Source organism: Ignavibacteriales bacterium, assembly GCA_026390595.1.
Lineage (GTDB): Bacteria > Bacteroidota > Ignavibacteria > UBA10030 > UBA10030 > UBA9647.
In genome coordinates this window covers 257,204-273,680 of record JAPLFQ010000025.1, presented here as the reverse complement: position 1 = coordinate 273,680, position 16,477 = coordinate 257,204, and the positions used below count along the sequence as shown (strand labels likewise).

6 protein-coding genes and 1 tRNA gene are annotated in these 16,477 nt (G+C 54.6%); 4 read left to right on the top strand and 3 right to left on the bottom strand.

Annotated features, from left to right (window positions below):
- The first annotated feature begins 224 nt into the window (after nucleotides 1–224).
- From NTU47_14975 to NTU47_14965, 3 genes are all read left to right on the top strand, one after another.
- Nucleotides 225–2,522, top strand: a complete 2,298-nt coding sequence (locus tag NTU47_14975) for a heparinase II/III family protein (protein MCX6135113.1) — start codon at nucleotides 225–227, stop codon at nucleotides 2,520–2,522.
- Entirely contained in the window at nucleotides 2,519–4,915 is a 2,397-nt protein-coding gene (locus NTU47_14970) for a hypothetical protein (protein ID MCX6135112.1), read from the top strand. Before NTU47_14975 ends, NTU47_14970 begins: the two co-directional genes overlap by 4 nt.
- A 206-nt stretch (nucleotides 4,916–5,121) precedes the next feature.
- Nucleotides 5,122–6,309 (top strand): AGE family epimerase/isomerase, encoded by a 1,188-nt coding sequence (locus NTU47_14965; GenBank protein ID MCX6135111.1) that lies wholly within the window; start codon nucleotides 5,122–5,124, stop codon nucleotides 6,307–6,309.
- A gap of 1,362 nt (nucleotides 6,310–7,671) precedes the next feature.
- Here NTU47_14965 and NTU47_14960 read toward each other — a convergent pair.
- On the bottom strand, nucleotides 7,672–9,645 hold the full coding sequence (locus NTU47_14960; protein MCX6135110.1) for a DUF2075 domain-containing protein: 1,974 nt from the start codon (nucleotides 9,643–9,645) through the stop codon (nucleotides 7,672–7,674).
- 434 nt (nucleotides 9,646–10,079) lie between these two features.
- Here NTU47_14960 and NTU47_14955 point away from each other — a divergent pair.
- Nucleotides 10,080–10,153, top strand: a tRNA-Arg gene (locus tag NTU47_14955).
- A gap of 340 nt (nucleotides 10,154–10,493) precedes the next feature.
- Here NTU47_14955 and NTU47_14950 read toward each other — a convergent pair.
- Entirely contained in the window at nucleotides 10,494–11,336 is an 843-nt protein-coding gene (locus tag NTU47_14950) for a hypothetical protein (protein ID MCX6135109.1), read from the bottom strand.
- Between the two features lie 816 nt (nucleotides 11,337–12,152).
- Complete coding sequence (locus tag NTU47_14945; protein ID MCX6135108.1) at nucleotides 12,153–16,217, bottom strand: YCF48-related protein; 4,065 nt, start codon at nucleotides 16,215–16,217, stop codon at nucleotides 12,153–12,155.
- Between the last annotated feature and the right edge of the window lie 260 nt (nucleotides 16,218–16,477).

Here is a 16,477-nt window from a genome sequence, read left to right as displayed (position 1 = left end):
TGCGCAGGTACAAGGTGTATCAAGAATTCTCACGCAAAGGCGCCCCCGACATGAACGTCGGGGCAAGCAAGACAGCAAAGAGAAGCTTCTTGAATTAAATCATTAGTCTTTGCGAACTTTGCGGCTTTGCGTGAAATTATTTTCTTATCAAAGTGTTTTCACCACCCCCTTATATCGCCCCTTTTGACCCCGTGACGCTGCTCGGCACTTCGTCTCTGAAGTTAGTGAGCGACGCTGGGATGCAGTATGTCGCTCCGGCCTTTGCCGCTGAGCGGGCGGATACGATTGTTCTCATTACGTTCGACGCGACGAGCTATCCGCTGGAAGAACATTGTCGCTACGCAGTGCACAGCGATGCAGACCGCCCATATACGTTCCCGAATTTCACGTTCCAGCAGCAACCTCCCGGCCTGCGCGTCGGTCCCTGGCCCGGATGGCGCGGCATCCCGCCCATGCCTTTGACGACGCTCAAGTCCGGCGAGAGAGTGCATGAGCTGCAATTTCAATTCTGGGGGGACGAGCTCGCCCGGCATGTACTCCGCGCTGTAGTGAAGATCAGCTCCTTTCGATCGGAACAAATCGTTGTAAGCATGACGGACCCCAGGCTTGTTCCGCTCGAAGCGCAGTTCTACGCAGTTCGTCCTCTCAAGCCCGCGCCGTTCGTTTTCGAGGTTCCGGCAGAGAAGCTACACCGCCACCCGCGGCTGTTGATCAACCAGTCCGACATCTCAGCCCTGAAGCAAAATCAGACCGTTGCGCGCAGAGAGTCCCTCCGAAGGATCCATGAATTCATTCCAATGTGGGATCGGTCTCTCGTTGTCACACCGGAATCAAAGATCCCGGATGGTCCCGAATCTCTCACGCCGGAAGACAGAGTCCTCATCGGTGCGTTCCTCGCTCTCATCGAACCCTCTTCAGCAAACATCGAGCGCGCGATCAAGAGCCTTCTGGACTATTGTGCTCTGACGGAGCAACCCGGCTTTGCTCCGCTCACCATCGACACGCAGTCAGGGGAAACGCTCTTCCTCCTGAGCGTGGGCTATGACTGGCTCTTCCACCATCTGAGCGCAGACGACGAACAGCGCATCCGGAAGCGCCTTTGGGAAATTGCCGACATCTGCTGGAACCATCTCGGTTATGAGCGCGAAGATTATTCTCAGGCCCACTACCTCGGCTGCGGAATGGGCTTGCTCGCCTTCTCCCTTCTATTCCAGGACACACATCCGCGTGCACGCGAATGGTCAAACCATCTCGCCGGTGTTGCCAGGCTTGTGCTTTCCATGCTTCCCGCAGATGGTTTCTTCCCCCATGGCATCAATCTCTGGATTTATGAATTTGGTTTCCTGCTGCGGTGGTTGGAGCTTCTGCGGAGTGGTGGCGGACCCGAGATCTGGCCTCACAGCGCTGTCATGATCAATGCTTCTGCGTTTCGCGCAGCTGCGACCTCACCGGACGGATTACATGGCGTGACTTTTGGCGACCCGCAATACCGCGTGGGGGGCGACAGTTGGTGTCACTACCTGATCGCTGCAAGAACCGGATCAGGAGAGGCTCGTTGGCTCGGTGATGTCTTGCTCGAGCTCCCCGTCAAGGGCGTCGATTTCCGAAATGCTCCTGCGAGGCGAAGAGTGTATGAATGCCTCTGGTTTCCCGATCACGTCGAGCCTGTTCATACGCGAGAGGGCACAAAAGCCTTTCCCGATGGAGCACAGATTTTCGTCCGGACGTCCGATTCCCTCTTTACATTTCGTTCCGGGCCGCCGCTTGGCAAACACCGCTATGAGGCCGGAATCACAGGTGGATACGGGCACAGCGATCCGTGCAACGGTTCGTTCCTCTTGCATCAGAACAACTCGATGCTGATTGGCGGTCCGGGGCCCGTGTACCGGCGCGACACGTCACTCCACAACATCATCACGATCAATGGAACGGGACAAATCGGCGATTCGGCAGTATGGATGCCGGACTTTGTCCCACCATCACTCCACGCACCGTTGGCTGACATCAGAACATCAGGAAGCACTGTTGCTGCGACCGTAGAACTTGCGCATTCGTACCTTCCGCATCTCGGCGTCCAATCGCTTCGTCGCAGCATTTGTGTTCAGCCGGGCCGGTACATATTCGGAGCCGATGTCGTTACGCTCGCCAACGCAGCGAGCATCGAATGGAATTTGCATTCGTGTGAAGAGTTCAGTCAATTCGGTGGAGGACAGGTTGTCAATTTCAAAATCGGTACGGGAAGCAACGGCCCGAATGCTGTCGTTTCCTTCTCATCAGAAAAGGTGACGTGGAAAACCGGTTTGACCGGGTTCGTCCCCGCATACCCGAACAGCGGCGAGCGGGACCGGGTTCTGTGCATCTCGTGTGAAAACAAGAACGCTTTCATTCTTTGGTGCATATGCATGAACGGCAACCCGCCGGAGCTGCAATTTCAGACGGGCAATCGTGCGACGTGGAAGTTTCCGGATGGAACGGCGGCCGAGTTCGACGGAACGTGGATCTCGCTGAGGGGAACTCCATGAAACGAAGATTGAGTTCCCTCGTGGACAAAGGTTGTTGGATATCGCACGACCGCATCTACGCGTTCGTCTCTGCAGAACATGGAATCACCGAAGTAGGATATCATGGGCTTCAGCCCGTGAGCAAGAACTCGCGGATTCTCGTTCACGAGTCTGGCGTGCTGAGCTTCTCAGTTCGAGTTGACAACAAAGAGCACATGCTGCAAACGAACGACGTCGATTGGCAACCGACGCGCATCGAGTCGGACACGCTCTTGCCGGGCGGGGTCTGCTCGCTTGCCATTGCCGCCTCAGGCCGGGGGCTGGTGGTTCGATGTACGTCATCGTCTGCGTTGACACAGACACTGTGTGTGCGGATGGCGAAGGAAAGCCCGTTCACCGCCGTCCACGGGGAAAGGACCTGGAGTCCATTCCGGGCTGAAGGCGGGAACGTGGTAACGCGTTTTCGGGACCAGATCATGCTTCAGAAATGGATTCGCCGGACCGGGCCGTACGCGGGTGATTTTCTTATCCCGGAGCCTGTTCGAAAAAAGATCTTCAGCACACCGAAGCGATCCGGTCTTGCCGTGCGCGACGATCTTCGTCCCGAATTTCAGGATACTGACCTCGCGCTCTACGATGCGGAATGCGTCATTACATTTGGAGGCACAGGATGGTCGATCTCCGAAACGGCGAACACATGGATCTTTGAGCAGACTCTTCGGCCGGGTGAAGCAACGGAATTCACCATCCGGTGTTCGGACCAGGCTGAAGCCGCAATTGAAAAGAGTGAGGCGCAGCGTGAGCGACCGATGCTGCCCGGACTGGCACTCCCGGGATTTCCACACCTTGAAGAATTCGCCGCAACGGTCCCCGGACTCGTTGAGTCATGCATTGTACGTGACTATGGAATACCCCGGGCATGCCCGGGGCGCTATTACTGGATCTGGGCATGGGATTCACTCGTGACCATGATGGAGGCATTGCGATGGGGAGATCGCCCGAACGTCTTGAAGACCGTGCGTTTCATCGAGCACCACAGAGACGAGGAGGGACGAATCCCGGCCCGATGGACCCGATCTTTGCTCCCGCTCGATACTCCGTCACCGGGCGGCATTGAGTTTCTCCAGGCTGCCCTTGTCTACGAAGCATTTCTCGAGACCAACGACGACAATGTGCTGCGACAGTCCCTTCCGTCGTTCATTGCGCGGTTCGAAGCCTCCGAACAGCAATTGTTGCGTGAAGGTCTGGTCAAGGGGGAAGGTTTCTACCCCGACCTGTTGTCTGCTTTCGGAAGAAGCGAACAGAGCGCCGTGTGCATGGAGGTCGGAAGCTGGTATGCATTCTGCCGGATTCTGGAAAACATAGCACGGCAGATCGGTGATGACAAACTCGAAGAACGCACAAGCGCGGCAGCCGCAAGAATTGCACAGAACTTCAGCGCCTGGTTTTGGGATACGGAAGCGGGGTTTTTCATCGACTCGGTCAATGCAGATGCCGACACCCGGAGTCGCTTCCACCCTCTTTTTGCACTGCTGTTCCTGCAATCGCCATTAGGTCTGCCGCTTATGAGACCGCATGTACGGGAAGCCGCTGCATTCATTGGCCGCGAATTGGTGACCGATGCCGGGACGAGAGTTATACCGTTGAGCGAAACAGGCCCGTCAGGAGAAGACGTTCTCGATTCGTGGTATCCGCACTGGGACTTCTACGCTCTCACATTGCTTCGAAGAGCCGGCGACGCCGGCTCCATTATGCGGTGGCTCCGACGCGCCGAAGAGGCTTTGTCCGGGTTGGGCTATTGTCCTGAGTTTCTCGCTCTGAAGGGATTCAGGGAAAACGACCCGCGCAGCTGGGAACATCACGGCAGCGCTTCGAATCTCAACTGCGTCACCGCATGGCACCGGGCACTGCGCGAATCCGTCGTTGGCTTTGAATTCGATCCCGGCGGAATAACGCACGTTCCCCTCTCGCTCCCGCTTGCCGCAGCGCGGATGGAAGGTATCGAATGGCGGGGAGGTACCTGGACGTTCGAGACCGTGTACGGCGGACCTCATTTTGAAAGTCTCAGCGTCGACGGGACGATCATTGACGGGTGCACAAAGATCCCTTCGGAGTTCCATTCACCGAAGAGCCATGTCGTCACAGCCCGCTATGGCAACGCCGCCATGCTTCCATGCTTCACAGAAGTCACAAACGCGAAGGTGCTCAGCACCAGGCGCCTGTCTGATGCAGTTGAAGTCCGGGTTGAGCCGATGGGTTTCGTTGACGCTGCATTCTTCTCTGCCGAAGCACCGCGCATTCTCGTCGACGGCCGCCGCGCTCCCATACGCTGGGACCGGGACACAGGGTATGGATCGGTCGCCTTTTTGGCACAACCGGCCTGCACCCTCAGGATGGAACAAGAACGGACCTGAGAAGAGAAGGACCCATCTCAAGAACAGCCAACCTGTCATTGCGAGGCGCGCTTTGCCGAAGCAATCTATACATAGGCCGCGCGGTTTGTGTTAGATTGCTTCGCTTCGTCCCTCCTGCCTCCACTTTGTTCCGGCGGGCAGGTCGGGACTTCGCTCGCAATGACACAATAGGATTTTTGAAATGCGCTCTAATAACCTGACCTCCGATGACAAACCAAAGAATTGAAGAATTGCTGACGCTCTATCGCCGGACGCTCCTGGAAGATGTCGTACCATTCTGGCTGAACAATGCCATCGATCGCACGCATGGCGGCATTCTCAACTGTCTTGATCGCGACGGCTCGGTCTACAACACCGACAAGGCGATGTGGATTCAGTGCCGGGCAGTCTGGACATTCTCGAAGCTGTACAATGAAGTCGAGCAGCGGCCGGAGTGGCTCGACGCTGCGCGCAGTGGATACGAGTTCATCACCAGGCATGGCTTCGATAGCGACGGGCGGATGTTTTTCGTGGTGACCCGTGACGGCCGGCCCCTGCGCAAGAGCCGCTATCTCTTTACGGAGACGTTTGGAACGATTGCGTGTGCAGAGTATTCAAAGGCAAGCGGCGATCAGCAGGCACTTCTCAAAGCGAGAGAAACGTATCGACTGGTCATCGACCTGTACAGAAATCCCGGCCGCCTGACGCCGAAGGTGATTCCCGAAACCAGGGTGACGAAGGCTCACGCGATGCCCATGATTCTTCTGGCAACCACGCAGGAACTGCGGAAGGTCGATGATGATCCACTGTACACAGCGGTCGCAGATCAAGCGCTGTACGAAGTACTCCATCACTTCATGAAACCGGACCGGAAGGCATTGTTCGAGATCGTGGGGCCAAACGGAGAGATGTTGGACTCTCCCGAGGGGCGGTGCGTCAACCCGGGGCATGCAATTGAGACCAGCTGGTTCATGATGCATGAAGCGCTTCACAGGAGTGATCAGTCGCTGCTCCGCAGTGCTCTGGATGTGCTGCGGTGGTCACTCGAGCTGGGATGGGACAAAGAATTCGGCGGCATTTTCTCCTTCATCGATGTAGAGGGAAAACCGACAGAGCAGCTCGAATGGGACATGAAGCTCTGGTGGCCGCATACTGAGGCGTTGTATGCTCTTCTCACCGCCCATCACCTGACCGGTGATTCTCTGTACGAGCAATGGTATGAGCGGGTGCATGCGTGGTCATTCGCGCATTTCCCGGATCCGCAACACGGAGAATGGTTCGGCTACCTGCATCGCGATGGTTCTGTTTCGTCACAGCTGAAGGGATCGATGTGGAAAGGGCCATTCCACCTGCCCAGGGCGCTGCTGTACGGCTGGAAGGTTCTGGAGAAGATGAGAGACGCGAGGAAATCGTAAGGACAATCCTACGTTGGATCAGACGGGCCCCGAACGTGACAAAAGGAGAAAGAGCAACTGGTGACACATTGGCACCGGTTCAAGTCTCTGAAACACTCAACCACCCGACCTTATGCCTTCACGGAGCTAAGATAATGCCCGTGGATTCTCCTCATCTTCTGACCATTTGTTCGCATTATCCGCGATGTATTTCTGGATCCGGGCATATTCAGAGCCGTCTCGAATTATGTGCTCGTAGTAATTACGCTGCCATCGGAATTCCGGAAATCCTTCACGACGACACAACCGCGTAACCGCGGCTTTGTAGGATCGGACAATAGATGACAATGATCCCGGGACAATTCTTTGATATTGATTCAAGTGCGTGTTTTGATCTTCTCGGGGCTCGATATTCTCTTGTCGGGGTTCAATATTCTCTCGTCGGGGCTCAATATATTGAGCCCCGACAGGAACATACTCTTTCAGAATCAGAATTCCGTGCATGTGATCCGGCATGATTACGAACTCATCTAGTACAACGTTAGGAAAATGCCTGGGAATTTCCTACCAACAAGTCTCTGCAATTTCCCCGATGCCCGACAACAGCATCAACCCATTTTCGATCTCTCCAAACGCATGCGCTCTCGCATGAACGCAAAGTGTGACGTAGTATTCCCCCGCCTCCGAGTAATCATGCCCCCGCAATCTTATCGATCTCCGATGATGTTTTATGGGATCATATCTCATGAGCGTGCCTTTGAGAAGAGATTTATGCTTCGGAAATGACACAAATCTTCCGGACGTTCACAAGGCATTTGCATTGACAAAACAGGAAGGGATTACATCAGAGGATTCCAGGAAGCGACTTCGCATGCGTGGATGATGTGCTGGTCCACGCACAAGACTTGTGGCCAGATCATTGAAACTCATTGGGCTTCGAAGAGACCGTGCGGAGGAGATAAGCAGAAAGACCATTGGTGTGTCAGGACGTCCGCCACAAGACATGGCGGACAAGTAAGTCCTGACACCGGGTGAATCTGTCGATAAGATGGTCTTGACAGGAAGCCGCCCCGTTCGATCAAGGACAACCTCAAATTCTTCGCAGACGGGTGCGAGGGCAGCTTCACCGGCTCGTGAACGATTCAGGTCCCGCTTGTCGGGCATTCAAACGTGACAACGACGAAAGTCTACAGCCATCTTACGGCAAACGAGTTGCAGGGGGCGGTGGATAAGATCTCGGTGCTGCTGAATTGAATAATCGCTTCAGGGATGCAAATATCGCCAGCGTTTGTGCATCAACCTGAAGGATCTGGTCTTTGGGGTAATATCAGACCCTGAGAAGTTTGCGGCTCTTTCTTTTAGAATGCGGCCTCGTCGACGGATTCACAATACTTCAAATCCGATACGTTTCAAGTAGCTATACGTGGGGTCATAATAGGCAGGTTTGCGAGTTGGGTCATCGGGATCCCCTTTGGGCACGACGATGACCATACCTTGCCGTGCTCTGGTGAGGAGCACCCTATAGGCATTCTTCTGATAGATCTGTCTCTCCCGCTTCTTTATTTGATTCCACTTGTCACCGACAAATGAGCGGTGCTCCCACGAGGTCTTTCCAAAACGAAAGTCTGCGTCCCACGTCACGCACGCCCAATCCAATTCCAGGCCCTGCACATCAAACTCTGTCGCGACATCCTCCAGATAGAATGAAGATCGCACATGCTGCTTACCTTCGAGAAACCATTGGATTGGGTTCATTGGGGACTTGACGTCGATAGCGTAAGGTTTGAGGCGCTCAGCGTGAGATGAAACCACGATACCGAAGCGTTCCGTCCCCCGCGCTCTCTCCCGAAGCCATTGTTTTGCCTTCAACAGATCTCTTGTAAGCACGATCGGATACTTGTCTCTGACTTGCGAGAGTGTTTGCGCGGCCTGAGATTCCTCAAGGTCTAGCAGTTGCTTCACAAGAAGTGAAACGTTCTCGGCACGAAATGACCGCATCGACACTCCAAGATGGAGATCGGCGTCGTACGTTATTCTGCTCTGTGGTTTAACTTTCGCCAAGACATCTTGCGTATTGTATTCAGAATCTGTGAGACGAGGGGAAATGTGAATCTCCCACTTGGGATAGGCTCTGATGAGGGACTCGATCCATTCCCCAATGCCTGCCTCACCGGTATTAATCTCCTGGCCGCCGCCGACCAGGCAAACAACTGTGGCCCAATCCTTGTGCCGATCAAGGCATGAAATTAGAAATTCTGGCTCTGATTTGTCGAAGCCGGGACGTTTTTTTCGCCTTTTCATGAAATCTGCCGTCTTGGCTAGATCCCATGCACGCTGAGCTTCATCAAAAAGAGTTACGTGTTCTCGAGGGGCAGATTCATCAACAAGCGAATCGTCCCTGAAATTGTGCACGTTTTGTATGAACGCCTTGACCTCGCTGAATGCCTCACCCTTCCTCTTTTTGCGTCCTTTCGCTTTTTCGAAAGCAACCTTGTCCCGGGCAAGCGCCTCACGGAGAATCGCTACAAGCGGTCCGTTGCCAGACAGGAACACGCTGTAGAGTTCGCTTGTTTTGTCGATATGCTGAGTCGCGACATTGAGTCCAACGAGAGTTTTTCCTGCTCCGGGGACCCCTGTCACAAAACAGATCGATTTCGTCGAGTTCCTCTTGGATTGTTGAATGATGCTTGAGATTGCGAGGGAAGTCGCGTCAAGATTTTTCGCGCTTGCGTCGCTTCGTGAGATCTCTGTCACTGAGTGGCCATTGTAGAGAGCCATTGCTGCTTCGATAATGTTTGGCGTGGGACGATAGCGACCAGCTTCCCATGATGATGCGACGATATCCGGTCCTTTCACACATGCGAGCACGTTTTTGATTGCCTCGTCCAAATCCCGGGCGCTACATTTGAGGGGGAAGAGACAATTGTCGTCATGCGGAGTGAATCGAGGGACTATTTCCGACTGACTGGATTCCGTTGCGATCAGAATCGGAGCGATGGCGAGAGGATGACTTGTTTCGTGGAAGTTCTTCAGATCCAGGGCATAATCAAACACCTGGTCGAACCCATTCGAAGTGAATTGCTTCTCCCCTACCTTGAATTCCAGAATGAAAATAGCCGGTCCGATGAGGAGCACCACATCAATCCGACGACCCATTCGTGGAATTGAGAACTCAAAATAGATTGATCCTTGATGCGCCTTAAGGATCCGTTGCAGGATGCAAATCTCCTCAACCCAAGCATTCTTCTGATCCTGCTCTGCGCCGAACTCGCTTGCGGTGGACAATTCCCCGACGATATCCTGAGATGTCGTTTGCAGAAAGCACTGGATGGTTGACGAGTAATAGGCGCGATTCATTCAGGATACCGCCTCACGCTGCAATTCGGAAATCGACCCCTTTGATGAGGGGACATTTGTGGACTCGCTTTCTTCCAACGCAGATGCGGCCAACAATACGCTACTGGAAATGTACCTGTTACCATTTGGGCCGTGGATTGGATTTTTCAGGATTGCGCATCTTCAAAAAAAACCTTACTATGTACTCACGCAAGCAGATATGAGCCTACACAACCCTGAAGATAACATTACCGTTTTCTTACATTAGTTACAGAAGTTAGTCTTTTTGACGGTTGTCGTGTAGTTGAAGTTGGCGATTTTAGCGTAAATTCAATGCGCCCGTAGCTCAATCGCCAAAACGTCCTACGAGCGTTGTTTGCGAGTAGCTGCCGTTTTGCGCGTCCCGATCAGCTTTCTGATCGGGATCTGCAACGAAGCACCAGAGTATTAACAATGCGCCCGTAGCTCAATTGGATAGAGCATCAGCCTACGGAGCTGAGGGTTGTGGGTTCAAATCCCTCCGGGCGTACAACTTCCGCACGATCCTCCGCACATTTTCGATTGCCGAATGTCGATTGTCGATTTGGATCAAGCCTGAACTCTCGCTGTTCAATCGACAATCGGAAATTGGCAATCGACAACCCCCTGCATCTCGGCATCCCGCGATTTCCCAAAGATCCCAAGTCAACAAGTTCAAATCCCGCCGGGCGTACAACCTCCGCACGATCCCCCGCGCATTTTCGATTGCCGATTGCCAATCGTCGATTGATTTGATTCCTGTTTACTGCTTCCCATCAATGGGGAATTCGGTTTGACCTATGGTTTCCGCTATTCAATTGAAAATCGGAAATCGACAACCGACAATTTCCTCACCGGTTCCCCCAGAAGTCGTACGGAAGTAGATACACAAGCGAATCGAGACCGTAGGCACCAACGACGCCGACTCCGGTGCCAGCCCGTGATCCAAGCGGTTCGTCCAGGCGAGTCGAGTACGGGTCCTGTTCCCAGTGTGCGCTGACATAGTACTCGTAGAGATTCTGGTCGGCCTGCAGCACAACGAGGACGATCCACTTGAAAATGACCTGCGTTGATTTGTATTTGTCATTTACCTGGTCGATCGCCCACTTATAGTACGCATTGCGATAGACAATGTTCTCCTGCGATGTTGATGACGCCGGCATCATGCGGGGGTAACGGGGATGAGTGATCGTCGAATTATCCGAGCTTGCCGATGTAATCGGAACTTCAACCGCTTCTTCGAACCACTCGTTCTGTTTCAATACATCGTAGTAAACGTAGAAGCGCGCGATATACCCTTTTGTGCTCTTCGACAGTTGCACAAGATAGTTCATGATTGCGCCGACAGGGAGTTTGTCAGGCCGATCAAGGATCTCCGACGCCGCCGCACCAAGTGAAATTTTGGCCCGATCGGGTACGGTGACACCGACATTCACTTCACGGTACGGAGAAACACGAACCACCACCCGGTATGCCCTGCCCCTCAGCGGTGTAAATGAGTCGAGGAAGTACGTACGTATCGGGAACTTGTACCGGCTGGTGTCAGATGTCCATAACAGCGTATCACGAAGTTCGTAGAATCTGCCGAACTCGGTTATCTTCACAGAAACACCATTGAGTGAGTGGTCCACATCATAACCCAGCGGGTCATATCCCGCAGGCATATAGTCTGACTGCACCCGGACAAACTGCATGTCACGGTCGCTTGAGAGAATGGAGAAGATAACCAGCTTCCTATCCAGCGTGCCCCGGGGATCAAAATTCTCATCGCAACCGGAAACCAGCAGGAAAGTTGCACAAAGCGCAGCGAGGAGTCTTTTCGATTTCGACCTTGTGCCATTTCTAGAAAGCAGTCTTGTGTTTTTGTTTTGGGTTCTTAACGCAGAGCCGCGGAGAACGCTGAGCAACGCAGAGCCTATTGACCTTTTCCCTCTGCGATACTCTGCGGACTCCGCGCCCGCCTGCCTTCGGGAACCCCCAGAGGCGGGCAGGTCTCCGCGATGAAAACTACAATAAGATTTATTAGACGCGGCACTAATGTCACGTCTCGGAGATAACTTGAACAAGCACGCGACAGCACCAACGGATACTCGGAGAAGAAACGGCACTAATTGAGGAAGACGGCACACACCCCTTTCATCCCCTCTCCCCAACACACGTGCTAGCCCACAGAGGGGACTATTCGTGCTCCGAGAGAAGAACATCACCTCACCCCTCGTGTAAAGCATGCGGGGTGAGAGAGTGGGCGGGGGGTTGTGCTTCTTTAGAGAGAATTGCACTCGATGCCTTCTGGTGTTCCGTGAGATCCCGTGGACTTATTCAAGGTATTTCTAAGACGTTAGTTACATGAGGATTCATTGTTTATGTCAACCATTCGGGAGTTCTCCGTCCAGAAGCCGGGTCATAGGCACCTTTACAGGAAGAGAATTTCACGCCCGCCTGCCCAAAGCACTGCTTTGGTGCGGCGGGCAGGCAAAGGCGCCAAGCTGCAAGATCTTACAATATCCCGGTCATTTCACAAGGATCATTTTTTTCGTTGCGACGTTCTGTATGGTTCCATTGCCGTCAGCGGCGCGCGTGTGAATCCTGTACAGATATATGCCGCTCGGGAAATGTGACGCGTCCCAGCGTACGATGTGTGTGCCCGCTGATATCACCTCATCCACAAGCGTGGCGACCTGTCTTCCGAGGATGTCGTATACCGTGAGGTTAACGAAGCTGACCGCCGAAAGCTGAAAGCTGATCGCTGTCGCCGGGTTGAACGGATTGGGATAGTTCTGAAATAGCGCGAACTCTTTCGGAGCGCCATCCCGGCCGTCTCTCATCGACGAGAGAACATCGTCACGTATCGTCCGAATGATCGTTCCGTAGTCTCCCACCGCAGCGCCTCTCAGCGCGTCTGTGAACCAGAGACTATGCAGCGTGTTGCGGGTTCCACTCGCAAATGCCGACCAGGTCGTCCCTCCGTCCCCCGTGCTGAACATCAACCCGGACTCCCCAACCACCAACCCCACGTCAGGCGAGACAAACCATGCAGCCTTAAGCACCCGGGACATTCCGATTTGGCGCTGGATCCAGGTGCTCCCACTGTCTGACGTCCGGAGAACTGTCCCCGCATCGCCAACCGCCGTCGCTATGGAAGCCCCGCTCGCAAAAATCCCATTGAGCTTCCTGGTCGTGACTGAATTCGAAGGCGCGCTCCAGGTCCAACCCGCGTCAACAGAGCGGAGTATCGTCCCGCTTTCTCCCACCGCGTACACCGTGTTTGCGTCGCCAAACGATACCGACAGGAGTCCCAGGTTTCCCGAGGCCGTTCGCTGCGTCCAGGTCTTCCCTCCGTCTGTCGTGCGCAAAATGGCCGGCATCGAGAATCCGGATGTGGGGGATGTGAGAGAATCCAATCTTCCGACGATCACGCCGTTTGTGGAATTGCCGAACGAAACACCGGTAAACCAATAGATTGATGAACTCGTCTGCCGTTTCGATTGATCGATCCAGGATGCTCCGCCGTTGGTCGTTCGGAGTATTGTTCCATACGCACCCACGATGACAGCGTTGCCTGGACCGGTAAAGGATACTCCCCTCAGCTCTTGAGTCGTGCCGGTGACCAGGGCCCGCCACGTGCCCCCTCCATCCGTCGTGCGAAATCCAGTGCCCCGGTATCCGACAGCCATCCCAGACCAATGATCAGAAAATGCCACGGAGTACAGCGGTGTTATCGAACTGGTCGTTTGAAGTGTCCAGGTCAATCCTCCATCGGTCGTCCGGACAATTGCACCGTGACTCCCGACTGCGATTCCGGTTCCTGATTTCATCAAGCAGACAGAAGAGAGCCAGTCGGTGCGGAAAGTTTCCTGGATCGACCATGTTGTTCCTCCATCCGATGTGTGGAGGATAATGCCATTTTCGCCTACAGCGACGCCGTTCTGCGGATCGGTGAATGATACGCCGAGAAGACGATACGACGTTCCGCTCACCTGCACACTCCATTTTGCTCCGCCGTTCGTTGTCCGCATAATGAGGCCGGCATCTCCGACGGCGGTACCGACGCTGTCGTCTGCAAAACACACTCCGTTGAACGACCAGCCGAATTGCTCATAGCCGCTCACCTGGCGGCGCCACAGGAGGCCGCCATTCGTCGTCCGGTACACCCATGCGTTCTGTGATACAATGGTGCCGGCATTGACGCTCGAGAACGAAACCGAGTTGAGATCGGCATTTGGAGCACCGTAACGAAATTTCCACGACGCCCCTCCATCCGTCGTTCTATAGATGGCGCCATATTTTCCGACGGCAGTACCGTTTGTAGGATTGGGATAGCTGACAGCGATCAACCGGGCAGCGGAGTCGACACACTGAGTCGACCAGATTGTCCCCCCGGTCAGCGTCGGAAGTATTAATCCCGAATCACCGACCGCGAATCCTCTTCGTGCATCTGCGAACCAGACTCCGTGCAGGTTGGCCATGGTCCAGCTCAACTGTGCAGCCCAAGTCTGCCCCCCGTCTGTCGTTCGTATGATCGTGCCCAAATTGCCGACGGCGACGAGAGTGCTGTCATCGACGCGGGCGACAGCATTGAGGTCAGGGAAGTCGTGCGTCGGGATCTCCCACTTCCACGCCTGCTGCGTTTGCGGAGGGGCCGGAATCATTCCCTGATAGGGCCGGCGCCAGACGCCGGATCCCGTTGTTGCAGCGAACAGATCCGTGAATCCGGCGGCAAGTGCAGTGATGTTCGGTGTTGTGATTTCAGTGTCCACGCGTGCCCATTGGTCTCCGCCGTTCAGCGACAAATAGATCCCGGCTGACGTTCCGGCAAATAGACTGTTACCCACAACGCAAAAAGACCTGACGGTGAGGTTCTCCATTCCCGTACCGAGCTGGCTCCACGTTGTCCCACCACGAGGAAGCACATAGACCCCGCCCGACGATACTCCGGCAAGAATACCTATCGGGCTCGCAACAAATGTGAGAACTCGATTTGAAGGAAGGCCGTTGTTGAACGAGGTCCAGGTTGTATCATTGATTTCCGCGCGATGCACCTTCGTCGCAGTCGCAGCGTAGATCGTGGTACCATCGATCAGCAGCGCGTTCACTTCGAGATCCGCGAGCCCCATTTTGAAGGGCAACCACGAGTTGCCGTCGTCGGGCGAGCGATACACTCCTCCGCCCCGGGTTCCCGCGAAGAGCATCGGACCTGAAACGGCGAACGAGCGAATATCGCGGCTCGAGAGGCCGGTATCTCTGGGAAGCCATGATCCGCCGCCGCCCGCAGCGAAGAAAATCCCGGCATCCGTTCCCGCATAAGTGGAATTGCCACGGACCACAAGAACGTTCACAGACCTGTCCGCCATCGTCACCGGCGGCGGCGGTCTTGCAGCGATTGCATTCTTAGGGTACCACGATTTGCCGCGATCTGCAGAATAGGAGGAGCCCAGACTTGCTCCTGCGTAGAGAATGAGATTATCCTTGGCGCCGGGGTCCACTCCCATTGCGAGCGAGTTGACAGTTGTTGCCACTAATCCATTGTTCATTGAATTCCACGTACCGAACGTACCATACGAGATGAAAACCCCGTCGTTCGTTCCGGCGATGAGAGCCGCGCCGGATGCAATGGACTGAGGGATAATTCCGAGTCCCTTCACGAATCCATTTGAAAGACCAATGTCGATCAAGGTCCAGCTCGCGCCGGCGTTCGTGGATCGAAAGACGCCGCCCCCGGATGTCCCGGCGTACAAAGTGAACCCGGAAGTACCGCCGCTCGCCACGGACCAGGCAAAGCACCTGACGTCCTTAGAGGTGAGGCCGGAATTTGCAGCAGCCCACGAGAGCCCTCCATCGGTCGACCGATACACACCCACATTCCAATACGAGGCGTAGAGATATGTGCGCCCCAAACCAGAACACGCAGAAAGACTTTGCCCGCCGGCTGCCGTGTCGGGCAGCCCCCCGCTCACGCGGGACCAGTTCAAACCGCTGTTACTGGAAAGAAACACGCCGCGGTTCCAGCTCATGGCAAGCAGACTCGCGCTCCCCGATGCGCCCGGTGTGGGAAAGATGGCAAGGTCGGAAATTGAAGTCGTTGGCATTCCATTGCTCATGGGGATCCAGGTTGAACCGCTGTTGGTGGTTCGAAACACGCCGCTGCTTGTCGCGGCATAGAGCCCCGGGTTAGCACTCCCGGCTGTAATGGAATCGACTACAAGAAGGAGTACGTTCTTATCCGTCAGACCTGTGCTCGTCGAACTCCAGCTTGTGCCGCGGTTGGTCGAGCGGAATACGCCATATCCGGTGGAAAGGTAGAAATCTTTGCCTCCTGTTCCGTTTGGCAGCGCGACCACTCCGCGTACGATTGGGGGGCTGGGTATTCCTGTGTTGGCGATCTTCCACGACATTCCGCCATCGGTCGAGCGAAAGAGCCCTGCAGGCGTGCTGGCAAAAAGACAATCGCCTGCGGCGGCTACCTGCGCTATGCTCCCACCCGTCGGCCCGGTCGTCTGAACCCACTGGCCATTCACAGAGAGCGGTGAGAGCAAGAAGAAACAGAGAGCAAAGAACAAGCAACAATCCGTTCTCATGGTTACGTTCTTCTCGCAGATGCTCCACGCTCGCGATCTAATTTCATGCATGCAGTGCCCTGTCACACGTGAAATTTGAATACATGGAAATATCACTCCTGACGGAGTTCACAGAGAATGTCTCTTTTTTCGATCCACAAACATCTCGTCCCTAACGGGACTTTCTAAAACAACATCTTCGAAAACGTACTGCACGGTTGCCGAACAATCAATATCATACTTGCGCGTCACATTCTCATTTATGAATATCCTCGCTGAGT